Source organism: Klebsiella sp. AqSCr, from assembly GCF_008452795.1.
GTDB classification, from domain to species: Bacteria; Pseudomonadota; Gammaproteobacteria; order Enterobacterales; family Enterobacteriaceae; genus Klebsiella; species Klebsiella pneumoniae.
Genome location: NZ_MJDM01000005.1, coordinates 3293988 through 3315734, shown reverse-complemented (window position 1 = coordinate 3315734; position 21747 = coordinate 3293988). Strand labels below are relative to the sequence as shown.

The 21747-nt window shown below is 56.7% G+C and carries 21 protein-coding genes and 1 pseudogene; 14 read left to right on the top strand and 8 right to left on the bottom strand.

Annotation, left to right across the window (positions count from 1 at the left end):
- Window positions 1-366: 366 nt before the first annotated feature.
- Entirely contained in the window at window positions 367-1959 is a 1593-nt protein-coding gene (locus BHE81_RS20240) for an ABC-F family ATPase (protein WP_002895876.1), read from the bottom strand.
- 48 nt (window positions 1960-2007) lie between these two features.
- On the opposite strand from BHE81_RS20240, the pseudogene BHE81_RS20235 reads away from it, so the two are divergent.
- Together BHE81_RS20235 and ldtB are read left to right on the top strand one after the other, a co-directional pair.
- Window positions 2008-2923 (top strand): annotated as a pseudogene (locus tag BHE81_RS20235) (tyrosine-protein phosphatase).
- 200 nt (window positions 2924-3123) lie between these two features.
- Complete coding sequence (gene ldtB / locus BHE81_RS20230) at window positions 3124-4038, top strand: L,D-transpeptidase (RefSeq protein WP_002895871.1); 915 nt, start codon at window positions 3124-3126, stop codon at window positions 4036-4038.
- A 144-nt stretch (window positions 4039-4182) separates the two neighbouring features.
- On the opposite strand, the gene BHE81_RS20225 is transcribed toward ldtB, so the two are convergent.
- The 4 genes from BHE81_RS20225 to mntR all read right to left on the bottom strand — a co-directional run bounded on the left by BHE81_RS20225 (window position 4183) and on the right by mntR (window position 8096).
- Entirely contained in the window at window positions 4183-4899 is a 717-nt protein-coding gene (locus BHE81_RS20225) for a GntR family transcriptional regulator (protein ID WP_004151705.1), read from the bottom strand.
- Window positions 4900-4967: 68 nt separating this feature from the next.
- Window positions 4968-6344, bottom strand: a complete 1377-nt coding sequence (locus tag BHE81_RS20220; RefSeq protein ID WP_004176762.1) for a glycoside hydrolase family 1 protein — start codon at window positions 6342-6344, stop codon at window positions 4968-4970.
- A 169-nt stretch (window positions 6345-6513) separates the two neighbouring features.
- Window positions 6514-7626 carry an anion transporter gene (locus BHE81_RS20215; protein WP_023286178.1) on the bottom strand — a complete coding sequence of 371 codons (1113 nt, stop codon included), beginning with the start codon at window positions 7624-7626 and terminating at the stop codon, window positions 6514-6516.
- Window positions 7623-8096 carry a manganese-binding transcriptional regulator MntR gene (gene mntR, locus BHE81_RS20210; RefSeq protein WP_023302138.1) on the bottom strand — a complete coding sequence of 158 codons (474 nt, stop codon included), beginning with the start codon at window positions 8094-8096 and terminating at the stop codon, window positions 7623-7625. Before mntR ends, BHE81_RS20215 begins: the two co-directional genes overlap by 4 nt.
- 185 nt (window positions 8097-8281) lie before the next feature.
- Between mntR and mntS the strand changes: the two genes are divergently transcribed.
- Together mntS and BHE81_RS20200 are read left to right on the top strand one after the other, a co-directional pair.
- Entirely contained in the window at window positions 8282-8407 is a 126-nt protein-coding gene (mntS, locus tag BHE81_RS20205; protein ID WP_002895851.1) for a manganase accumulation protein MntS, read from the top strand.
- A gap of 268 nt (window positions 8408-8675) precedes the next feature.
- Window positions 8676-10256 (top strand): phosphoethanolamine transferase, encoded by a 1581-nt coding sequence (locus BHE81_RS20200; RefSeq protein ID WP_023302139.1) that lies wholly within the window; start codon window positions 8676-8678, stop codon window positions 10254-10256.
- A 90-nt stretch (window positions 10257-10346) separates the two neighbouring features.
- On the opposite strand, the gene ompX is transcribed toward BHE81_RS20200, so the two are convergent.
- A complete protein-coding gene (gene ompX, locus BHE81_RS20195) occupies window positions 10347-10859 on the bottom strand; it encodes an outer membrane protein OmpX (protein ID WP_023302140.1) in 513 nt (170 codons plus the stop codon).
- Between the two features lie 351 nt (window positions 10860-11210).
- Between ompX and rhtA the strand changes: the two genes are divergently transcribed.
- The 6 genes from rhtA to ybiO all read left to right on the top strand — a co-directional run bounded on the left by rhtA (window position 11211) and on the right by ybiO (window position 17804).
- On the top strand, window positions 11211-12098 hold the full coding sequence (rhtA, locus tag BHE81_RS20190; protein ID WP_149888825.1) for a threonine/homoserine exporter RhtA: 888 nt from the start codon (window positions 11211-11213) through the stop codon (window positions 12096-12098).
- A gap of 237 nt (window positions 12099-12335) precedes the next feature.
- Window positions 12336-12839 carry a DNA starvation/stationary phase protection protein Dps gene (gene dps / locus BHE81_RS20185; protein WP_002895841.1) on the top strand — a complete coding sequence of 168 codons (504 nt, stop codon included), beginning with the start codon at window positions 12336-12338 and terminating at the stop codon, window positions 12837-12839.
- Between the two features lie 408 nt (window positions 12840-13247).
- The gene (glnH, locus tag BHE81_RS20180; RefSeq protein ID WP_002895839.1) at window positions 13248-13994 is read left to right on the top strand and encodes a glutamine ABC transporter substrate-binding protein GlnH; all 747 of its coding nucleotides are present in this window, start codon (window positions 13248-13250) and stop codon (window positions 13992-13994) included.
- Between the two features lie 125 nt (window positions 13995-14119).
- On the top strand, window positions 14120-14779 hold the full coding sequence (glnP, locus tag BHE81_RS20175; RefSeq protein ID WP_002895837.1) for a glutamine ABC transporter permease GlnP: 660 nt from the start codon (window positions 14120-14122) through the stop codon (window positions 14777-14779).
- The gene (glnQ, locus tag BHE81_RS20170) at window positions 14776-15498 is read left to right on the top strand and encodes a glutamine ABC transporter ATP-binding protein GlnQ (protein WP_004142040.1); all 723 of its coding nucleotides are present in this window, start codon (window positions 14776-14778) and stop codon (window positions 15496-15498) included. Before glnP ends, glnQ begins: the two co-directional genes overlap by 4 nt.
- Before the next feature lie 110 nt (window positions 15499-15608).
- Window positions 15609-17804, top strand: coding sequence for a mechanosensitive channel protein (gene ybiO, locus BHE81_RS20165; protein ID WP_004142041.1), 2196 nt, complete (start codon window positions 15609-15611; stop codon window positions 17802-17804).
- 2 nt (window positions 17805-17806) lie between these two features.
- On the opposite strand, the gene rlmF is transcribed toward ybiO, so the two are convergent.
- Window positions 17807-18721: a 23S rRNA (adenine(1618)-N(6))-methyltransferase RlmF gene (rlmF, locus tag BHE81_RS20160; protein ID WP_002895831.1), complete on the bottom strand. Its 915-nt coding sequence runs from the start codon at window positions 18719-18721 to the stop codon at window positions 17807-17809.
- 96 nt (window positions 18722-18817) lie between these two features.
- On the opposite strand from rlmF, the gene BHE81_RS20155 reads away from it, so the two are divergent.
- The 4 genes from BHE81_RS20155 (at window position 18818) to ybiJ (ending at window position 20665) form a co-directional block, all read left to right on the top strand.
- Window positions 18818-19432 carry a flavin reductase family protein gene (locus BHE81_RS20155; protein ID WP_002895828.1) on the top strand — a complete coding sequence of 205 codons (615 nt, stop codon included), beginning with the start codon at window positions 18818-18820 and terminating at the stop codon, window positions 19430-19432.
- 139 nt (window positions 19433-19571) lie between these two features.
- Window positions 19572-19832 carry a YdgH/BhsA/McbA-like domain containing protein gene (locus BHE81_RS20150; RefSeq protein WP_023302141.1) on the top strand — a complete coding sequence of 87 codons (261 nt, stop codon included), beginning with the start codon at window positions 19572-19574 and terminating at the stop codon, window positions 19830-19832.
- A gap of 20 nt (window positions 19833-19852) precedes the next feature.
- Window positions 19853-20119 carry a DksA/TraR family C4-type zinc finger protein gene (locus BHE81_RS20145; RefSeq protein WP_002895824.1) on the top strand — a complete coding sequence of 89 codons (267 nt, stop codon included), beginning with the start codon at window positions 19853-19855 and terminating at the stop codon, window positions 20117-20119.
- Between the two features lie 285 nt (window positions 20120-20404).
- Window positions 20405-20665 carry a DUF1471 family protein YbiJ gene (ybiJ, locus tag BHE81_RS20140; protein WP_004176772.1) on the top strand — a complete coding sequence of 87 codons (261 nt, stop codon included), beginning with the start codon at window positions 20405-20407 and terminating at the stop codon, window positions 20663-20665.
- A 109-nt stretch (window positions 20666-20774) separates the two neighbouring features.
- Here ybiJ and ybiB read toward each other — a convergent pair whose 3' ends face one another.
- Window positions 20775-21743: a DNA-binding protein YbiB gene (gene ybiB / locus BHE81_RS20135; protein WP_004893276.1), complete on the bottom strand. Its 969-nt coding sequence runs from the start codon at window positions 21741-21743 to the stop codon at window positions 20775-20777.
- Between the last annotated feature and the right edge of the window lie 4 nt (window positions 21744-21747).

Sequence of the window (21747 nt, the reverse complement as noted above, 5' to 3'; positions counted from 1 at the left end):
TGGCGCCGGGAGCGCACAGGGGGCGGCCAGTCGCCGCCGCCCCCTGTACCCCCAGGCTCTGGCCGCCAAAATCGCCACTTCGTGGTACCTTCGACTTATCCCTGCAGGCTTCGGGTCGGGCCGAGGCAGCGTCCGTGCAAAACACGGCCCTCAGCCCGCATCCATGCGGGCTGCCCCGGCCTTCCGGGAACGTCTCAGCGATTTTGAGGCCACCAACACCGGCAGTTTCAGCCAGCGCGGTGAAGACATTAAAGGCAGGTCGCAAGAACTATAGGTCGGGTAAGGCGTTAGCCGCCACCCGACAAAAAAACGGCACCGCGTGTCGCCCGGGTAAGGCGTAGCCGCTACCCGGGTAACGGACAGGGATTACTCGATACCTTTGCTGCGCAGGTAGTCTTCGTAGTTGCCGCTGAAGTCGATCACGCGGTCCGGAGTGATCTCCAGGACGCGGGTCGCCAGCGAGCTGACAAACTCACGGTCGTGGGAGACAAAGATCAGGGTGCCCTGATACATCTCCAGCGCCATGTTCAGCGATTCAATCGACTCCATATCCAGGTGGTTGGTCGGTTCGTCCATCACCAGGATGTTTGGCTTCTGCATCATCAGCTTACCGAACAGCATGCGCCCTTTCTCGCCACCGGAAAGTACCTTCGCCGGCTTTTTGATATCGTCCTGGCTAAACAGCAGACGGCCGAGGATGCTGCGTACTGCCTGCTCGTCGTCGCCTTCCTGCTTCCACTGGCTCATCCATTCGAAGACCGTCAGGTCGTTTTCGAACTCGTACTCATGGTCCTGCGCGTAGTAGCCGATTTGCGCGTTTTCAGACCATTTCACGCTGCCGTTGTCCGGCTGCAGTTCGCCTACCAGGGTTTTCAGCATGGTGGATTTACCCACGCCGTTGGCGCCCAGAATGGCGATCTTTTCGCCCACTTCCAGCAGCAGGTTGACGTTTTTGAACAGCGGACCTTCATCAAAGCCTTTGGTAAGGGCTTCCACTTCCAGCGCGTTACGGAACAGTTTCTTATCCTGCTCGAAGCGGATAAATGGGTTCTGACGGCTGGAGGCTTTAACCTCTTCCAGCTTGATTTTGTCAATCTGGCGCGCGCGCGAGGTGGCCTGACGCGATTTAGAGGCGTTGGCGCTGAAGCGGCTAACGAAGGACTGCAGGTCCGCAATCTGCGCTTTTTTCTTGGCGTTGTCCGCCAGCAGACGCTCACGCGCCTGGGTGGCCGCGGTCATGTATTCGTCGTAGTTGCCCGGATACACGCGCAGCTCGCCGTAGTCGAGATCCGCCATGTGGGTGCAGACCATGTTCAGGAAGTGACGGTCGTGCGAAATGATAATCATGGTGCTGTCGCGATCGTTCAGCGTCTGCTCCAGCCAGCGAATGGTGTCGATGTCCAGGTTGTTGGTCGGTTCATCGAGCAGCAGGATATCCGGATTGGAAAACAGCGCCTGCGCCAGCAGGACGCGCAGCTTCCAGCCCGGCGCGACTTCGCTCATCGGGCCATAATGCTGTTCAACCGGAATGCCGACGCCGAGCAGCAGTTCGCCGGCGCGCGCTTCCGCCGAGTAGCCGTCCATTTCGCCATATTTGACTTCCAGGTCGGCCACTTTGTAGCCATCTTCTTCGCTCATCTCAGCGAGGGCGTAGATACGATCGCGCTCCTGCTTCACTTCCCACAGCTCGCCGTGGCCCATGATGACCGTATCCAGCACGGTGAACGCTTCAAAGGCGAACTGATCCTGACGCAGCTTACCGATGCGCTCGTTCGGGTCGAGAGAAACGTTGCCCAGCGTCGGTTCGAGATCGCCGCCGAGGATCTTCATAAAGGTCGATTTACCGCTGCCGTTGGCGCCGATCAGACCATAACGGTTGCCGCCGCCAAATTTAACGGAGATATTTTCGAACAGCGGCTTACTGCCAAACTGCATGGTAACGTTGCTGGATACTAGCACGGGGATATCCTGAAAAAAGAGTATGAGGGGTGTGATACAGCAGACATTATGCCAGCAAATGACACACTTTTCACGGCCTACGGTAAATTCCACCGCGGCGCTTGTGCTAAGGTCTTTGTCAGATGAGCCGGAAACCCGCGCTCAAACGGTTATTCTGTACGTATTTATAAGGAGTCCCATGACCAGCAGCCTATCGCGACACCCGGCTTTTTTATCCCTGCAGGGCGGCATCAATTTTCGCGACCTGGGCGGCCAGCTTGCCGCCGACGGACGCCGCGTCCGCAGCGGCAAGCTATTGCGATCCGGCGCGCTAAACCGGTTAACGGCGGAGGATCTCAACCACCTCGATACTTTGCCGCTCAGCCGGGTGCTCGACTATCGCGACCCCGGAGAGGTAGCCCGTACTCCGGACAAGCTTAGCCCGCTTACCCATTATCTCAACGCGCCGGCCAATCCGCCGGTGAGCGAGGTTAATGCGAAGGTCACCGAGCTGAATGCCGCCACCCTTAACGCGCTGAACGGCGAGCAGTTTATGCTGCAACTCTACCGCCAGCTGCCGTTTAACAACCCGGCCTATCGCCAGCTCGCCGCCTGGCTGACCACGCCTTTTGAAGGCGCTTTACTGCAACACTGCGCGGTCGGCAAAGATCGTACCGGCGTCGGCTGCGCGTTAACGCTGTTCGCCGTCGGCTGCGACAGCGAAACGGTGATGGAGGAGTATCTCCTTACCCACGGCATGCTGACGCAGGTGGAGGCCTGGATGTTGGAGCTGCTCGGCAACGACCTCACTGCCCAGGGGCGCCAAAGCCTGGCGGATATTCTGACGGTAAAAGAGTCCTATCTCGCCGCCGCGCTGTCGGCTATTCACCAGCGCTATGGCACCGTCGACGCCTGGCTGGCGGCAGAGTACCAGCTTACGGCGCCGGTTCGCGCCGCGCTGCAGGCCCGGCTGCTGGAAGAGTAACCGCCCGTTTCCCGCGCGGCGAGCGATGCTTCGGCCGCCTGCCGGACCGCGGCAGCCGAGGCGACAGGGAAAAAAATGTGATTTCGTACACATCTGATTTACCTGTTCAGCGGAATGCACATATAATGCGCTCCCATCTACTGTCTCAATCATTAACAAAGGCCTGTGTGGCGTTGATTTCGCACACGACATTAAAGACTATGAAATTATCTACACTCTTAGCGGCAGCCTTCGCCATCGTAGGCTTTTGCAATACAGCGTCTGCTGTCACCTATCCTTTGCCAACCGATGGCAGCCGTTTGGTTGGTCAGAATCAGGTCATTACCATTCCGGATGATAACAAACAGCCGCTGGAATACTTCGCGGCGAAATATCAGATGGGGCTTTCCAACATGCTGGAAGCCAACCCGGGGGTGGATACTTACCTGCCGAAGGGCGGTAGCGTCCTGAACATCCCTCAGCAGCTGATTCTGCCGGATACCGTGCATGAAGGGATCATTATCAACAGCGCGGAAATGCGTCTGTACTACTACCCGAAAGGCACCAATACCGTGATCGTTCTGCCGATCGGTATCGGCCAGTTAGGTAAAGATACGCCGATCAACTGGACCACCAAAGTCGAACGCAAGAAGGCCGGCCCGACCTGGACACCGACCGCCAAAATGCATGCTGAATACGCCGCCGCCGGCAACCCGCTGCCCGCCGTCGTACCGGCCGGTCCGGATAACCCGATGGGGCTGTACGCGCTGTATATCGGCCGTCTGTACGCCATCCACGGCACCAACGCTAACTTCGGTATCGGCCTGCGCGTGAGCCACGGCTGCGTGCGTCTGCGTAACGATGACATCAAATTCCTGTTTGAGAACGTGCCGGTCGGCACCCGCGTACAGTTTATCGATGAGCCGGTAAAAGCGACCACCGAGCCGGACGGCAGCCGTTACATCGAGGTGCACAACCCGCTGTCGACCACCGAAGCGCAGTTCCAGGGCGGCGAGATCGTGCCGATCACCCTGACTCAGCCGGTACAGGCAGTTACCAGCCAGTCTGATGTCGATCAGAACGTGGTTGAGCAGGCTATCCAGAACCGCTCCGGTATGCCGGTGCGTCTGAACTAAGTTGTGCTGACAAGAAAAACGGCGGGCCTGATGCCCGCCGTTTTTTTATCGGCATTTTCCCTCGAGGCGGCTAACGCTCGCCCGGGCTACCAAACCCTACCACGCCGTAACCCCGCTATGCGCAGCGCCAGCAGGAGCCCCGGCCTAGCCGTTATTCACCAGAATAATCCCGCCGTGATCGTAGCGATAATGGCAGTGGGCGTACTCCAGCGGCGTGCCATCCTCCAGATAGATAACCTGCTCCACCTCCAGCACCGGATCGGTCGGTTCGCAGTGAAGATGCTGTTTATCCAGTTCCCCGGGCTTCATCGCCCGCACCACGCGGTAAGATCCCATCAGCTTCAGCCCCAGCGTCTCCTGCACATAGCGAAACACGGAACCTTCCAGATGGCTTTTGGTTAACCCCGGCACCAGCCCCACCGGCATGACCGTCAGATCCAGGGATACCGGCTCGCCGTTGAGCAGCCGCAGGCGAACAAAGTCATACACCGGGGCATCGGCGTCGATAAGCAGCGAACTTTGCTCCTTATCGCTGGGAAAGCGCACCGCAAAGCGCACCACTTCGCTTTGCACCTCGCCAAGATGCTCCCAGGTTTTGGTGGCGCCGAAATAGTCGCTGCCGGGCAGCTCCCACTGCGACAGCTGAAGGAAATTTTTCCGCACAAAGGTGCCCTGCCCTTTACGGGTATAGATCAGCCCTTCGACGATTAACTGGCGCATCGCCTGCTGGATGGTCATCCGGCTGGTGCTGAACTCCGCCGCCAGCGCAAACTGGTCGGGTAGCGGCGCGCTGGCAGGATACTGCTGGCTGATGATGCGTTTTTTTATTTCCCGCGCGATTTGCAGATACTTCGCCGTCATTTCCCGGTCCTTATCCATTCAGTGTGTGGCTGGCAGGCTGGATACACCATCTGACCGCCAGGGCAGCGTTACATCGCTTCGCCGTTGCTGCGGAACACCTGCTTCAACCATGCATAGCTCTTCTTCGGCACCCGCCGCAGGTCCTTGAGGTCATGGTTTTCGCGATTGACGTACACCACGCCGTAGCGCTTACGCATATCGCCCTGTGAGCTCAGGATATCGATTAATCCCCAGCCGAGATAGCCGATCACCTGCGCCCCATCCTCAAAGATGGCCGCTTTCATGGCGTTGATATGGTCGCGATGGTAAGCGATGCGGTAATCATCGGCAATGGGATGTTCGCCGTCCCAGGACTCAATCACCCCGATGCCGTTTTCAATCGGGAACACCGGCAGGCGCCAATCGTTATAGTAACGAGTGATGATCGTCCGGAAGCCCAGCGGATCAATCTGCCAGTTCCATTCCGTCGCTTTCAGGAACGGGTTATCCTGGTTGCCAAACAGCATATAGTTGTTGACCGCCGTTCCCGGCGGGATCGCGTCGCTGTTCAATGTGCGGCTGGCGTAATAGCTGAACGCCAGATAATCGACCTTCACCGTCGCCATCAGGGCGAGATCCTCCGGACGATAGATATCATCGAACCCTTCCGCGGCGACAAAATGCATCACCTCCGGGCTATAACCCTCACCCGCGTAGGCGCGCAGCAGGTTCTGGTTTAAGAACTCATCCAGCTGCTGGGCGCAGAGGATATCGCGTGGTTTGCAGGTAGCCGGATAGACCAGAGCGTGAGCCAGCATTCCGCCCATCAGACACTGCGGCTTCGTCTGGTGCAGATAGTGAGTCAGATGGACGTGCGCCATCATCACATGATGCTGGATCAGATACAGTTCGCGCAGGGTCTTCTCCCCCTGCAGATAGCCGGAAATCAGAAACGCTTCCGGCGAATGGTACAGATTCTGCTCATTAAAGGTGAGCCAGTATTTCACCTTGTCGCCATAGCAGGCGATCATCTTCTGGCCGTAGCGGATAAAAGCGTCCATCACCCGGCGGTCGGTAAAACCGTTGTAGCGCTCCGCCAACGACAGCGGCATATCGAAGTGGTACAGGCAGATCATCGGCTCAATGCCGCGGGCGATCAGTTCATCTATAAATTGATGGTAGAAGGCGATCCCCTGTTCATTGAATTCGCCATCTCCGTCAGGGCACACCCGGCTCCAGGCGATCTGAAAACGGTAGCAGTTCATGCCCAGATCCTGCATCAAATCGAAATCTTCCCGATAACGATGATAAGAGTCGGTCGCCACCTTCCAGTCGGAGGCGAACTCCGCCGGTTGACGGATATCATACACCGACATCCCCTTGCCACCCTCGTTCCACGCCCCCTCCGTCTGCATGCTGGAGACGGAGTTTCCCCATAAAAAATCTGCCGGTAGTCTGTTCTTCATGCTGCGCCTCGGTATATGACTAGTCATTTAAACATAATGACTAGTCATATACCGGAAAGTGAAAAGGTAAGCAAAGGTCGGGATCGGTTTCTGTGAGCCGGACAAAAAAAGATCGCCCCGAAAGGCGATCCTGGCGATCGATGTGAATGATGGCGCGATTCTGTTGAGATCAGGCGCTGAGTTTGAAGAGCCAGTAGCCGCTGAGTGCCGCCCATAGCAGCATTGGAATGGAGTAGAGATGGAAGCGCCACCAGATGCGCCGATCGCTGGCCATACGCAGGGCGATAATATTGGCCAGCGAGCCCGGCAGCAGGCCAAAGCCGCCCACGTTAACCGCCCAGGCGAGCAGTATTGACGGCGGGACATAGTTGAGCAACAGAATAGTCGAGGGCACATTACTGATCACCTGCGACAGGCCAATAGCGGTCAGCCACAGTCCACCGCCGGAGAGGGTCCCCACCCCGCTCAGCACCTGGTGCAGCGCCGGAAGCTGGGTCAGCAGATGGACGTCAATAAACATCACCATAAACACCAGCAACAGCGACCAGTCGACATGGACGATCACCGCCCGGGCCAGCACCAGGAAGCCCAGCAGCACCAGCGCCAGCCCCCACAGGGCCTGATTCATCTCCAGCGCCGTCAGAAACACCACATACAGTCCCAGACAGCTCCAGACGAGCTTGGGTTGCCATGACGGCGCCCTGTCGCTGCTCTGGTAACTGAGCCGCTTCGCCGGAAAACAGAACCAGCACAGCGCCAGCAGGGTCAGCATCATCGCCGCTGCCAGAGGCAGCATCTGACCGATAAACCCGAAGAAAGAGAGGCCGGATCGTCCCCACAGCAAAATATTCTGCGGGTTGCCGATCGGCGTCAGCAGCGAACCGGCGTTCACCGCCAACGCTTCGAAAATAATCAGCCGGTTCACCGGGATGGCGCACCATTTTTTTAGCGTCAGCGTCAACGGCACCACAATAAACAGCGCAACGTCGTTGGTAAGAAAGGTAGACAACAGCGCCGCCGCCAGCACCATAAAGATGGCCAGCTGGCGCTCAGTCACAAAGCGGCGGGCCATTTTTCGGCCCAGCACGTCAAAATAGCCGCTCAGTTCGATCCCCTTAGTCAACAACATCAGGCCGCTAAGCGTGACGATGGTATGCCAGTCAATGGCCGCCGGCCAGCTTGACGGGACAAACGGCACGATGGCGCTGAGCACGCAGGCGATAATCAGCAGCAAATGGAGAAAACGATCGCGCAGCAGCGACTGGACGAAGGGAAGAGTCATGCTTCCTGAGATCCCTGTGTTTGGGTAAATTTCAGGAACATCGCCAGCGTCTCTTCGCTCACGTGATGCTCCATCCCTTCCGCATCACGTCGGGCAATCTCCGCGCTGACGCCGATCGACAGCAGGAAGTTCTCCACGATTTGATGGCGCTCGCGGCTCTCCTGGGCTAGCTTCTCACCTTCCGGGGTTAAGAAGATCCCGCGCCAGGGGATCTGTTCAATAAGACCGACGCTGGCCAGGCGTTTGAGCATTTTAGCGACCGTAGGTTGCGAAACGCCAAGACGCGCGGCCATATCCACCTGGCGCGCCTCGCCCACTTCGTTGATCAGATCGGAGATCAGCTCCACATAGTCATCGATCAGCTCGCGGCGATGCGCTTCCCGCACCTGGCGAAACCCTTCCACGTGCTCTTCAACATTCACTAACTGCGTCACTTTTTTTGTTATTGGCTTACCTGCGCGACGGTTCATTGTGCTTCCTCATTCGTGTGACGCGTCAAGCATCGTATAAAAAGATCCACATTGTAATGGATTGCGCCAAGAGCACAAAAAATTAACGTTTTAGCCATAGCTATAAAATATAGCCTGTGCTATATCTGTATATAATGCAAACATCCATCAGGGAATGACGGAGCGAACTGGCAGGAGGAGAGCAGATGAATGAATTCAAGAGGTGCATAAACGTGTTTAGCCATTCACCCTTTAAAGTACGATTAATGCTGATCGGTATGCTGTGCGAGATGATCAACGGTAAACCGCAGCAGGGCAAACCCAATTCCTAAGGCGGCGTCGCGGTACGCCGCTTCATTTTTCTGTCATTTTCTGCCGGTAAAATGACCGGTTCCCCCCGTTTCCCTGACCTTTTTTCAAGTTTTGTAAGCGCCCTCGCAAAACAATCTGTTATGTCTGGTTGACCTTACCATTTACAAGCCCTATCTTTGCACAGCCCTGCCACATTCGCGGCTCGCAGAGACCCTCTTCACGCACTGTCCAGCAGGTTTTACCCCTTGACGCCAGGGGATGCGCATGGCCTCTTTTTGATTGTTTACTATGAATGTCACCACCCTGAAAGATACGCTGGTCGCCCGCCGACTGGCACTGAACCCATGGACGGGATTCTACTTTTTACAGTCGCTGTTAATTAACCTGGCGCTGGGCTATGAATTTAGCCTGCTTTATACCGTGGCATTTACCTGCGTGTTACATCTGCTGTGGCGCGCCTTTCCGCGCGTCCAGAAAGCGGTGGTCGGCGCCTATTCCCTGCTGGCGGCTCTGTACTATCCCTTTGGCCAGGCCTACGGTGCCCCCAACTTCAACACTCTGCTGGCGCTGCACGCCACCAACGTGGAAGAGTCTACGGAAATCCTGACCATCTTCCCGTGGTACAACTATCTGCTGGCGGTCTTCATCTTCGCTCTCGGGGTCATTGCGGTTCGTCGTAGGATCGTTGAGCCATCACGCTGGGGAAAAATGGATACGCTGGGCCTGTTGTTCAGCATCGGGATCTTCTTTCTCCAGCCGGTGCAAAACCTTGCCTGGGGCGGTGTATTCAAGGTGATTGACACCGGTTATCCGGCCTTTCGTTTTGTCAAAGACGTGGTGGTGAATAACAACGAGGTGCTGGACGAACAGGCGCGGATGGCGCAGCTGGCTGGCATGAAAGACAGCTGGCACGTGCTGGCGGTAAAGCCAAAATACCATCTCTATGTGGTGGTGATCGGTGAAAGCGCGCGCCGCGATGCCCTCGGCGCTTTCGGTGGCCATTGGGACAACACGCCGTTTGCCAGCTCGGTAAACGGTTATCTGTTTAACAATTACATCGCCGCCAGCGGCTCAACGCAGAAATCGCTCGGCCTGACGCTTAACCGGGTGGTCGATGGCAAACCACAGTATCAGGATAACTTTGTCACCCTCGCCAACCGCGCCGGTTTCCAGACCTGGTGGTTCTCCAACCAGGGGCAAATTGGCGAGTACGACACCGCTATCGCCAGCATCGCCAAACGGGCGGATGAAGTACAGTTCCTGAAAAACGGCGATTTCGAAGCCAATAAAAACACCCAGGACGAGCAGTTGCTGAAGCTGACCGAGCAGGTGCTCTCAACCCAGCGTACCCAGCCGCAGCTGATTGTCCTGCACCTGATGGGCTCTCACCCACAGGCCTGCGATCGGACCAAGGGCAAATACACGGTTTTCGTTCAGTCGAAAGAGACCTCATGCTACCTCTACAGCATGACGCAGACCGATTCGCTGCTGGCTAAGCTTTATCATCAGTTGCAAAATTCCGGTGACACTTTTTCCATGACCTATTTTTCCGATCATGGTCTGGCGTTCAAGGAGCGGGGCAAAGAGGTGCAGTATCTGGCGCATGACGATAAGTTCCAGCAGAACTTCCAGGTGCCGTTTATGGTGCTATCCAGCGATGACAAAGCGCATAAAGTGATTAAGGCGCAGCGTTCGGCGAATGATTTCCTCAGTTTCTTCTCCCAGTGGACCGGGATCCAGGCGACGGAAATCACCCCACGCTATCGGTTTATCTCTGAACAAAAGGCCGGTCCGGTGTACATCACCAACTTCCAGCTGCAGAAGGTGGACTACGCTCACCTCGGTACCGATGAGTTCACAGTCAATTAATCGCGCCGGCCCGGCCAGTCGCCCGGGCCGGCCGTCAGCAGGCAAAAAAAATCCGCCCCGAGAGGCGGATTTTTCATATCACCGGAGTGATTAGAAGCGGTAACCCACGCCAGCAATCCAGGTGCCGACGTCAACGTTACGAATACGAGACTGCTCGTAGGAGAAGTCCAGAGCAACGTTTTCGATCGGGTTGAACTGCAGACCAGCACCGTAGGAGAAACCGTAGTCGCTCATATCGGATTTATGAGGGTAGTTGTTGTTCTGGAATTTACCGTAACCAACACCCACTACGCCGTAGATGCTTGCCCAGTCGTTCAGACGGTAAGCCGGACCAGCGGTGATGCCGTAGTACTGACCTTTGTTGTAAGTACCATTGCTGTTGTTATCCTTCTCTGTGTAGGTGAAGGAACCGATAACGCCCAGCGGGTTGTCATCTTGCTCGTAACGGTATTTCAGGTTGAAACCGCCAGCTTTGTTCGCTTTACCCTGCATGTCGCTCTGCGCGTAACCGCCGGTTACGGTAGAAGTTGCAGCAAATGCAGTGGTACCTACGGATGCAGCCAGAACAACGGCCAGTGCTGAAAGACGTGCAATTTTATTCATAACCACCTCAAATGTGTTTCTAATAAGTCCTAAGCCTTAAATATATCAAAAACTTTTGGGAAACTCTTTGGAGTTTACATTGTCTAACATACTTTTTCATGTAACCAAAAGTTTCCATATTTCTGTAACAATATGGAAAACAACAATTTTTGGCGTTAACTTACATCTTAACGCTCATTAAGAAATTCGCAAGCATCCAGATTAATCCTAACCGCCTGGTGAATTTCTCAGCAGTTTTCGCCATTGTACTGTTTTTGCCCCTGTTTTTTTCAACATTAGCTCAACCGCCGGCAGGTAATTCCAGTACACTGGAACTTTTACCCCTTTTGACAAAACCTGACAGGAGAAAGGATGCCCGGTCCATCCAGAAAAGCGGCGGCATGGTTGCCGATACTGGTGATTTTAGTCGCCATGACCTCGATTCAAAGCGGCGCATCGCTTGCTAAATCGCTGTTCCCGGTGGTCGGCGCCCCGGGCGTCACCGCCCTGCGTCTGGCGTTGGGAACGCTGATTCTGGTGGTGGTGTTCAAGCCATGGCGGCTACGTTTCTCCCCGGCGCAGCGCGTGCCGCTGCTACTGTACGGCCTGGCGCTCGGGGCGATGAACTATCTCTTTTATTTATCCCTGCAGCGCATTCCGCTCGGCGTGGCGGTGGCCCTGGAGTTTACCGGCCCGCTGGCGGTGGCGCTGTTTGGTTCGCGCCGCCCGCTGGATTTTGTCTGGGTGGCGCTGGCGATCCTCGGACTATGGTACCTTCTGCCGCTGGGGCAGAACGTGGCGCAGGTCGATTTAACCGGCGCGCTGTTCGCCCTCGGCGCCGGGGCGTGCTGGGCGGTCTATATTCTGACCGGACAGCGTGCCGGTGAAGAACATGGTCCAGCCACGGTAGCGATGGGGTCGCTCATCGCCTCGCTGGTGTTTGTGCCGTTAAGCATGGCGCAGGCCACCGATACGCTGTGGCAGTGGTCGCTGCTGCCGCTGGGTTTGGGGATCGCGATTCTCTCTACCGCGCTGCCCTACTCCCTCGAGATGATGGCCCTGACGCGCTTGCCGACGCGCACCTTCGGCACGCTGATGAGCCTTGAGCCAGCGTTAGCTGCCCTCTCCGGTATGGTCTTTCTCGGTGAAACGCTGAAGCTCTCCCAGACCTTGGCGCTCGGCGCGATCATTATCGCCTCGATGGGCGCCACGCTGACTATGCAACGGCAGAGTAAAGTCGAGCAGGTCGATATCAATTAACATTCTGTTACGGCGCCGGCCCGAGAGAAATCCGGGCCGTTCAGCCAAATATAAATACCTGATATTTAAATATTTTTAAAATAACCAACCACTTTGCGCTATCGGAGTGATATAGCCTGCCGATGCCTCACTCTTGAAAACCCTTGCTATACTTATTTCCGAAGTCATTTGGGACAACGCTCCACATCATTCAGATCTGAAGTGTGATGAGCATCAATATCAAGAGGATATGAAACGATGAGTACCGCAAAACTGGTTAAATCAAAAGCGTCTAATCTGGTCTATACCCGCAACGATGTCGCTGACAGCGAAAAGAAAGCGACCATTGAGCTGTTGAATCGCCAGGTGATCCAGTTTATTGACCTGTCACTTATCACCAAGCAGGCACACTGGAATATGCGCGGTGCGAACTTTATCGCCGTGCACGAAATGCTGGATGGCTTCCGTACCGCGCTGACCGAACATCTGGACACCATGGCCGAGCGCGCGGTGCAGCTGGGCGGCGTCGCCCTGGGTACCACTCAGGTCATTAACAGCAAAACCCCGCTGCAGAGCTACCCGCTGGACATCCATCACGTTCAGGATCACCTGAAAGCCCTGGCTGACCGCTACGCGGTAGTGGCGAACGATGTGCGTAAGGCGATCGACGAAGCAAAAGACGAAGACACTGCAGATATCTTCACCGCGGCTTCCCGCGATCTGGATAAATTCCTGTGGTTCATTGAAGCCAACATCGAGTAAGGCTTTGCCGCCGGCCCAGCGCGGTCGGCGGCGCCTCAGCGTTTCTCCCTGCCCTATATTCCATCCTTTGCTTTTCATCCTCCACTGGCCTTGCACCGTTTCAGGGCACCAGATTGATGAAAATGCGCGCAAAAGTAAAAAGATTGTAATAATCACCTCACACAATCGTTACGTCGAGATTGTTTTCCCATCAGGGTTTGCGCTAAAAATGGGCTGGTAATTCAGCACCCTTATGACGCACCAAAATGACGCCCCATCATGGTGCAGTCACTGCCTGAAATGATCGTTCTTGTGCAACGACTTGCGCTTCGTTTGTTGAAAAACAACAGCTTGTAAAAGTGGCACGATTTTTTCATTAGGCTAGTCGTTCTCGCAGGGGATCGTCCCGTGGATATAAAAGGAAATGCTATGAAGTCTGTATTTAAAGTTTCACTGGCTGCACTGACCCTGGCTTTTGCGGTTTCTTCCCATGCCGCCAATAAGACCCTGGTTGTCGCCACCGATACGGCGTTCGTCCCGTTCGAATTTAAGCAAGGCGATAAGTATGTGGGTTTTGACGTTGACCTGTGGGCGGCTATCGCCAAAGAGCTGAAGCTCGACTACACCCTGAAGCCAATGGACTTCAGCGGCATTATCCCGGCGCTGCAAACCAAAAATATCGATCTGGCGCTGGCGGGGATCACCATTACCGACGAGCGTAAAAAAGCGATCGACTTCTCCGACGGCTACTATAAAAGCGGCCTGCTGGTGATGGTCAACGCTAATAATAACGACATCAAAGATGTCAAAGATCTGAACGGTAAAGTGGTCGCGGTGAAGAGCGGCACCGGCTCCGTTGACTACGCGAAAGCCAATATCAAAACCAAAGATCTGCGTCAGTTCCCGAACATCGATAACGCCTATATGGAGCTGGGAACCGGTCGCGCGGATGCCGTGCTGCACGATACGCCGAATATTCTGTACTTCATCAAAACCGCGGGCAACGGTAAGTTCAAAGCGGTAGGCGAATCACTGGAAGCGCAAAACTACGGTATCGCCTTCCCGAAAGGCAGCGACGAGCTGCGTGAGAAAGTGAACGGTGCGCTGAAAACGCTGCGCGACAATGGTACCTATAACGAAATTTATAAAAAATGGTTCGGCACTGAACCCAAATAATAAAAACGTACTTCGCCGGACCGAGGTCCGGCGACCCCACAACGGTCTTCCGGCACAGGCTCAGCGGGAGACGGTATTTTGGCGGAGGCTTTCCTCTGCTCTCGACACGGTAACAGGAACGTATTATGCAGTTTGACTGGAGTGCCATCTGGCCTGCCATTCCGATTTTGCTGGAAGGCGCCAAAATGACGCTGTGGATTTCCGTCCTCGGCCTGGCCGGCGGTCTGATAATTGGTCTGGTGGCCGGTTTCGCCCGCTGCTTCGGCGGCTGGATCGCCAACCACATCGCGCTGGTCTTTATTGAAATCATTCGCGGCACCCCGATTGTGGTGCAGGTTATGTTCATCTACTTTGCGCTGCCGATGGCCTTTAGCGATCTGCGCATCGACCCCTTCTCCGCGGCGGTAGTGACCATCATGATAAACTCGGGCGCCTATATCGCGGAAATCACCCGCGGCGCGGTGCTCTCCATACATAAAGGCTTCCGCGAAGCGGGCCTGGCGCTTGGCCTGTCGCGTCGCGAAACCATTCGCCACGTGATCCTGCCGCTGGCGCTGCGCCGCATGCTGCCGCCGCTGGGCAACCAGTGGATCATCAGCATCAAGGATACCTCGCTGTTCATCGTCATCGGCGTCGCCGAACTGACCCGTCAGGGACAGGAGATCATCGCGGGCAACTTCCGCGCGCTGGAAATCTGGAGCGCCGTAGCCGTGATCTACCTGATTATCACCCTGGTCCTGAGCTTTATTCTGCGTCGTCTTGAAAGAAGGATGAAAATCCTGTGATTGAATTTAAAAACGTCTCCAAGCACTTTGGTCCGACCCAGGTGCTACACGATATCTCTCTGAAAATTAATCAGGGTGAAGTGGTGGTCATTATCGGCCCTTCCGGTTCCGGTAAATCAACGATGCTGCGCTGCATCAATAAGCTGGAAGAGATCACCAGCGGCGATCTGATTGTCGATGGTCTGAAGGTCAACGACCCGAAGGTGGACGAACGTCTGATTCGTCAGGAAGCCGGGATGGTTTTCCAGCAGTTTTATCTGTTCCCGCACCTCACGGCGCTGGAAAACGTGATGTTTGGCCCGCTGCGGGTACGCGGCGCCAGCAAGCAGGCGGCAGAGAAGCAGGCGAAAGAGCTGCTGGCGAAAGTCGGTCTGGCTGAGCGCGCGCATCACTATCCGTCCGAACTCTCCGGCGGCCAGCAACAGCGTGTGGCCATCGCCCGCGCGCTGGCGGTGAAGCCGAAGATGATGCTGTTTGATGAACCGACCTCCGCGCTCGACCCGGAGCTGCGCCATGAAGTGCTCAAGGTGATGCAGGACCTGGCGGAAGAGGGCATGACGATGGTGATTGTGACCCACGAAATCGGCTTTGCCGAAAAAGTGGCCTCGCGACTAATCTTTATCGACAAAGGAAGAATTGCTGAAGACGGCAATCCCCAGGAGCTGGTGAAGAACCCGCCCAGCCCGCGCCTGCGTGAATTCCTGCAACACGTCGCCTGACCCGCAACGGCTCTCTCTCCCACGATGAGAGCCGCTTTTCCAGAATCCTCTTCCTCCCCTTCCGCCAGCGGCTTCTATACTTACCCGTTTACGTTGCAACGGAGGTGCCCATGCCGTGGATCCTGCTTTTGCTCGCTGCACTGTTTACTGCCCCGCTTTCCGCCGCCACCCTGCCCGGCGTGCCGACGGCTAACACTGATAAAAACAGCGCCAGCGAACCCGATGTGGAACAGAAAAGAGCGGCTTATGCCGCACTGGCCGATGTGCTGGCCAACGACTCCGCCCGTCAGGAGCTCATTGACCAGCTGCGTAAAGCAGCCGCCACGCCGCCGCCCGACAGCACCCCGACGCTGACGCCACCGGCGGTGAAAGAAGAGACCACGGTACTGGAGAACGTCACCCAGATAAGCCGGGAATATGGCGAACAGCTCTCATCACGCTTTTCCCAGCTGTGGCGCAATATCACCGGCTCACCGCATAAGCCCTTTAATCCGCAAACCTTTACCAGCGCGGCCTGGCATTTTTTACTGCTGGCCGGGCTGGTGTTTGCCTTCTGGTGGCTGGTACGCCTCGCGGCGCTGCCGCTGTATCGCAAAATGGGCGAATGGGGACGGCATAAAAACCGCGATCGCGGTAACTGGCTCCAGCTGCCCCTGACCATCGCCGGGGCGTTTATCATCGACCTGCTGCTGCTGGCGCTAACCCTGTTTGTCGGTCAGCTGCTAAGCGATCGCCTGAATGGGAATAACCCTACCATCGCCTTCCAGCAGAGCCTTTTCCTCAACGCCTTCGCGCTGATCGAGTTTTTTAAAGCTATTCTGCGGCTCATTTTCTGCCCGCGCATTCCTGCCCTGCGGCCCTTTAACCTCAGCGACGAGGCCGCGTCATACTGGAGCCTGCGCCTGAGCGCGCTCAGCAGCCTGATTGGTTACGGTCTGATCGTCGCGGTGCCGATTATTTCCAATCAGGTGAATGTTCAGGTTGGCGCGCTGGCTAACGTCGTCATCATGCTGTGCATTACGCTGTGGGCGCTGTACCTGATTTTTCATAACAAAGCGGTGATTACTCAAGGGTTGATCCACCTGGCCGACCACTCACTCGCTTTCTTTAGCCTGTTTATCCGCGCCTTCGCGCTGGTCTGGCACTGGCTGGCCTGCGCCTACTTTGTGGTGCTTTTTTTCTTTTCCCTGTTCGACCCGGGCAACAGCCTGAAATTCATGATGGGCGCCACCCTGCAAAGCCTGGCGATTATCGGCGGCGCGGCGCTGGTGTCTGGCATCCTGTCGCGCTGGATAGCCAAAACCATCACCCTGTCGCCCGCCACTCAGCGCAACTACCCTGAACTGCAAAAGCGGCTAAATGGCTGGATCTCCGCCTCGCTGAAGGCGGCGCGCATTCTCACCGTCTGTGTCGCCATCATGCTGCTGTTGAGCGCCTGGGGCCTGTTTGACTTCCGGGAATGGCTGCACAACGATGCCGGGCAAAAAACGGTGGATGTGCTGATCCGCATCGCCCTGATCCTCTTCTTCTCCGCCATCGGCTGGACGGTTCTGGCCAGCCTGATTGAAAACCGGCTGGCATCGGATATTCATGGCCGTCCGCTGCCCAGCGCGCGGGCCCGGACGCTGCTGACGCTGTTTCGCAACGCGCTGGCGGTGGTGATCAGCACCATCACGGTGATGATCCTGCTCTCGGAAATTGGGGTAAACATTGCGCCGCTGCTGGCGGGCGCCGGGGCGTTAGGGCTGGCCATTTCGTTTGGTGCGCAAACCCTGGTCAAAGACATTATCACTGGCATATTTATCCAGTTTGAGAACGGGATGAACACCGGCGACCTGGTCACCATCGGTCCTTTGACCGGCACCGTGGAACGAATGTCGATTCGCTCCGTGGGGGTACGTCAGGATACCGGCGCCTATCACATAATTCCCTGGTCCTCGATCACCACCTTTGCCAACTTCGTGCGCGGCATTGGCTCGGTTGTGGCTAACTATGACGTTGACCGCCATGAGGATCTGGATAAAGCCAGCCAGGCGCTGAAGGCGGCGGTGGACGATCTGCTAGCCCAGGAGGAGATCCGCGGTCTGATCATTGGCGAACCGTCGTTCGCCGGGCTGGTGGGGCTGAGCAATACCGCCTTTACGCTACGCGTCAGCTTCACCACCCTGCCGCTGAAGCAGTGGACGGTGCGTTTTGCCCTCGACACTCAGGTGAAAAAGCACTTCGATCGCGCCGGGGTTCGCGCGCCGGTACAGACCTGGCAGCAGCTGCCGATGCCGGGCGCCGACAGCCCGGCCGCCGAGTAGCGTTAGAATGGACGACGGCGTTTGGCGTCGTCCATAAAGCTCCAGGCGATAAAGCGACTTTGCTTTTGCCCCTGGGCCATCTCCTTTTTCACCACTTTCACTGCGCCGACCTCGGTCAGCAGGCGGTAGAGCGGCGGCAGATTATCGCCGCGCGACACCAGCGAGGTAAACCATTTCACCTGGCGGGCGAAGGCCTGGCTTTCGCGGATCATCTGCGAGATAAAGGCTACTTCGCCCCCTTCGCACCACAGCTCCTGCTGCTGACCGCCAAAATTGAGGCCACTTTCGGCGCCAAGTCCGAGGTTGCGGCGCTTGCGCTCGCCCCCCGCCCGGGCGCTCTCTGCGGAGTCATGGAACGGCGGATTACACAGCGTGGCGTCGTAGGTCTCGTTTTTATGGATCACGCCGTGAAAGATAGCCTGGCTCTCTTTTTGCCGGCGCAGGCGGATCTGCCGGGTCAAGCCCGGGTTGCCATTGATAATCGCCTGCGCGCTGGCGAACGCCTGCGGGTTGATTTCACTGCCGGTAAAGCGCCAGCCATACTCGTGAGCGCCGATCAGGGGATAGATGAGGTTAGCGCCGGTGCCAATATCAAGGATCGTGGCATCCTTCGGCACCTCGCCGCTATCCCCGGCCAGCAGATCCGCCAGATGATGAATATAGTCGGCCCGCCCAGGCACTGGCGGACAGAGAAAGCCGTCAGGAATGTCCCAGTGTTTGACCGCGTAGAAATGCGCCAGCAGCGCTTTATTCAACGCCTTCACCGCCTGCGGATTGGCAAAATCAATGGTCTGCTCACCCAGCGGATTGAGCGTAATGTAGCCCTGCAGGTCAGGATGGGCCTGGCAGAGCGCGGGCAGGTCGTAGCGTTGATGGTGGCGGTTACGCGGGTGTAACCCCGGTTTCTGGGCTTTCATGACAATCTCCTTTGAACAGCCGCGTAAGATACCCGTTGACGGCGGCGCGGTAAATAAGGGAGTCTGGATATCTACATTATCCGTGACAGGTGCAGCATGTACTTTTATCAACCTTCGCAGGGCCACGGCCTGCCGCATGACCCGCTGAACGCGATAATCGGGCCTCGCCCGATAGGCTGGATCGCCTCGCAGGACGCCGAGGGCCAGCGTAATCTGGCGCCATACAGCTTTTTTAACTGCTTTAACTATCGGCCGCCGATCATTGGTTTCGCCAGCAGCGGCTGGAAAGACAGCGTGCGAAATATCGTCGAAACAAAGGAGTTCGTCTGGAACCTGGCGACGCGACCGCTGGCCATGGCGATGAATGAAACGTCAGCCTCGATTCCGCACCATGAGGACGAATTCGTGCGCGCCGGCCTCACCGCCGCCGCCAGCCGCCTGGTCAGCGCTCCCCGGGTCGCGGAGAGTCCGGTGAACTTTGAGTGCCGTCTGTCGCAGTGTATTCAACTCACCACCGCCGACGGCAACCCTGTCGATACGTGGCTGGTGCTCGGTGAAGTGGTCGCCGTGCATATCGATGAATCACTGCTGGACAACGGTATCTATCAAACCGCCCGGGCCCAGCCGATCCTGCGCGCCGGTGGCCCGAGCGCCTATTACGGTATTGATGACAGCCTGCGCTTTGACATGATCCGCCCTGACGCCCGCTAAATAATCTACCGGCCAGAGTAGCGCTACCCTGCGCCGGTAGCATGCAAAACGCACTGTTTTGCATTAAACATTCCCTGTCGCGCGGTCTGGAAAGACCTACACTTAAGCTATGTCCCATGCTGTTTATGAGGATATGCTGATGAAAATCACCTCGCTGCTGTTCGCCGCGGCGCTCACCGCTCATGCCACCGCGGCCTCTCCCCTGCCACCGCCACCCGTACTGCCCTTTGCCGGGCCGCTCCGCCCTGTCGGCACCGTCTCCGCCTTCGGCGCCAGCACCCTGGACGACCTGGCGGCCGCCCTCGCGGATAAGGCCCACCGTCATGGGGCGATAGCCTGGCGGATCAATGCCGCCAGCAGCGGTAACCGGCTGTACGGTTCAGCTATAATTTATCAATAACCTTTTACAGGAGGCAGACGATGGCATCAGGTTGGGCAGGCGACGGCGCCGTACAGGATCAGATCGACAGCACTATTGACGATGCGGTTGCTCGCGCCCGCCGCGAGCTTCCACGTGGCGAAAGCAACAAATTTTGTGATGAATGCGGAGAGCCGATTCCGGAGGCCCGGCGACAGGCCATCCCAGGGGTCAGATACTGCGTGAAGTGCCAGCAGGAGAAAGATTTACATAACAATACATTTTCAGGATATAATCGTCGCGGTTCCAAGGATAGCCAGCTACGCTGACTTTCCTTTACCGTTTATGACAGCCTTTCGCATTATCTTTTCGCGCACATTTTTTGGCGGAAAAAGTCGCAATATGTGCCCTTAAGCGCGCCGGTGTTCCTCGCTTCGCCGTCAGACGAAAAGAAGGAGAAATAATTTATTAATAATCAGTAAATTATTAATCATTCAAAAAATTCGATGAAGACTGTGAATTTCCTTCGATTTTATCTCCCGCAAAAAAGCGTGATACTTATCACATCGACGGAACATCGTCCCCTGAACAGAACAACCTGCGAGAGATTAACTATGAAAAACATCAAATATGCTGCCGCTGCCATCGCTCTGACCGCTCTTTCCTTCGGCGCCTTTGCCGCCGAACCGGTTACCCCCGCTCAGGCTGAAAGCATGAATAAGATCGGCGTGGTGTCTGCGCAAGGCGCAACCACTTTAGATGGTCTGGAAGCAAAACTGGCTGCTAAAGCCGAAGCCGCTGGCGCGACCGGCTACAGCATTACTTCCGCTAACACCAACAACAAACTGAGCGGTACTGCGGTTATCTATAAATAATCGCTGCACCCATCTGTAAGCCACTGAATTAACCCTGAAAAGACCTTTAATACCCTTGCCTTGCCCGTCCGAGCCACCGGACGGGCTTTTTTTTATCCTGCAGATCCGATCACCAGCAGTCGTTGACGCGGCTGAGGCCCTGCTCCAGCGAGGTGACTTCCCCGCAGGCCAGCAGACAGCAGGCAAGCTGGATCTTCAACGAGGTGGGCACCGGTTCGACGCCAGCGACGCAGCGTTCAATCCAGCGCGCGGTGACCTCAGGGTCTTTCGAGGTCGGCAGGACCACCGCCTCCGCTGCCATCTCAGTCTGGCGTTCGTACAGCACCCGCACGCCCTGCTCATCAATCAGGCTGATCTGCGGACAGCGCTGCGGGTTGGCGTACACTTCGCCCTCGGTACCATGCATCAGCAGCGCGCGGCCACCGGTCTCGCGAAAGAAGTTCGCCACCCGGGGAACATATTCCGGATGCGACACGCTGGAGAGGCGCAATGCCTCCCCTTCGCCAAACGGCGTGGCCAGCTTGGCCAGGGTATGGGCGCTGTTGCGTACGCCCATCCGCCAGCGCATCGCCAGCTGTTTCTCCAGCGGCGGACAGAAGGCCCCCACCGGGATATACACCGGTTCATGGCCCTCCAGCTGCGCCTGAGCCTGTCCGGCGTGCAGGGTGGCCGGAATGTCCAGCAGGGTAAAAATGGTTTCGGTCAGCACCCGGGTGGGATCGTGACTGACGCCGTGAACCACCACCGGAAATCCCAGCTTGTGCAGGAGCATCGCCAGCAGCGGCGTGAGGTTCGCCTGCTTGCGCGCGCCGTTGTAGCTGGGGATAACGATCGGCATCGGCTTGCCGGCCGGCGGGGTCAGGCGCAGCGTATGCTGCTGCATCGCGGCGTAAAAACCTTTCATCTCCGCTTCGCCTTCGCCTTTAATGCGCAGGGCGATTAATATTCCCCCCAGCTCCAGCTCCGGCACCTCGCCGTTCAGCATCCGCGCGTAGAGCGCACGAGCGGTCTCTTCATCGAGATCGCGGGCATGATTCTTACCGCGACCCACCTCTTTTATAATTTTGCTGTACTCCATGGCT

Excerpts from the sequence above, each read along its gene's own strand:
- ldtB (WP_002895871.1), top strand. The coding sequence starts at position 3,124 with ATGAAATTATCTACACTCTTAGCGGCAGCCTTCGCCATCGTAGGCTTT.
- BHE81_RS20225 (WP_004151705.1), bottom strand. The coding sequence starts at position 4,899 with ATGACGGCGAAGTATCTGCAAATCGCGCGGGAAATAAAAAAACGCATC.
- BHE81_RS20220 (WP_004176762.1), bottom strand. The coding sequence starts at position 6,344 with ATGAAGAACAGACTACCGGCAGATTTTTTATGGGGAAACTCCGTCTCC.
- BHE81_RS20215 (WP_023286178.1), bottom strand. The coding sequence starts at position 7,626 with ATGACTCTTCCCTTCGTCCAGTCGCTGCTGCGCGATCGTTTTCTCCAT.
- mntR (WP_023302138.1), bottom strand. The coding sequence starts at position 8,096 with ATGAACCGTCGCGCAGGTAAGCCAATAACAAAAAAAGTGACGCAGTTA.
- mntS (WP_002895851.1), top strand. The coding sequence starts at position 8,282 with ATGAATGAATTCAAGAGGTGCATAAACGTGTTTAGCCATTCACCCTTT.
- BHE81_RS20200 (WP_023302139.1), top strand. The coding sequence starts at position 8,676 with ATGAATGTCACCACCCTGAAAGATACGCTGGTCGCCCGCCGACTGGCA.
- ompX (WP_023302140.1), bottom strand. The coding sequence starts at position 10,859 with ATGAATAAAATTGCACGTCTTTCAGCACTGGCCGTTGTTCTGGCTGCA.
- rhtA (WP_149888825.1), top strand. The coding sequence starts at position 11,211 with ATGCCCGGTCCATCCAGAAAAGCGGCGGCATGGTTGCCGATACTGGTG.
- dps (WP_002895841.1), top strand. The coding sequence starts at position 12,336 with ATGAGTACCGCAAAACTGGTTAAATCAAAAGCGTCTAATCTGGTCTAT.
- glnH (WP_002895839.1), top strand. The coding sequence starts at position 13,248 with ATGAAGTCTGTATTTAAAGTTTCACTGGCTGCACTGACCCTGGCTTTT.
- glnP (WP_002895837.1), top strand. The coding sequence starts at position 14,120 with ATGCAGTTTGACTGGAGTGCCATCTGGCCTGCCATTCCGATTTTGCTG.
- ybiO (WP_004142041.1), top strand. The coding sequence starts at position 15,609 with ATGCCGTGGATCCTGCTTTTGCTCGCTGCACTGTTTACTGCCCCGCTT.
- rlmF (WP_002895831.1), bottom strand. The coding sequence starts at position 18,721 with ATGAAAGCCCAGAAACCGGGGTTACACCCGCGTAACCGCCACCATCAA.
- BHE81_RS20155 (WP_002895828.1), top strand. The coding sequence starts at position 18,818 with ATGTACTTTTATCAACCTTCGCAGGGCCACGGCCTGCCGCATGACCCG.
- BHE81_RS20150 (WP_023302141.1), top strand. The coding sequence starts at position 19,572 with ATGAAAATCACCTCGCTGCTGTTCGCCGCGGCGCTCACCGCTCATGCC.
- BHE81_RS20145 (WP_002895824.1), top strand. The coding sequence starts at position 19,853 with ATGGCATCAGGTTGGGCAGGCGACGGCGCCGTACAGGATCAGATCGAC.
- ybiJ (WP_004176772.1), top strand. The coding sequence starts at position 20,405 with ATGAAAAACATCAAATATGCTGCCGCTGCCATCGCTCTGACCGCTCTT.
- ybiB (WP_004893276.1), bottom strand. The coding sequence starts at position 21,743 with ATGGAGTACAGCAAAATTATAAAAGAGGTGGGTCGCGGTAAGAATCAT.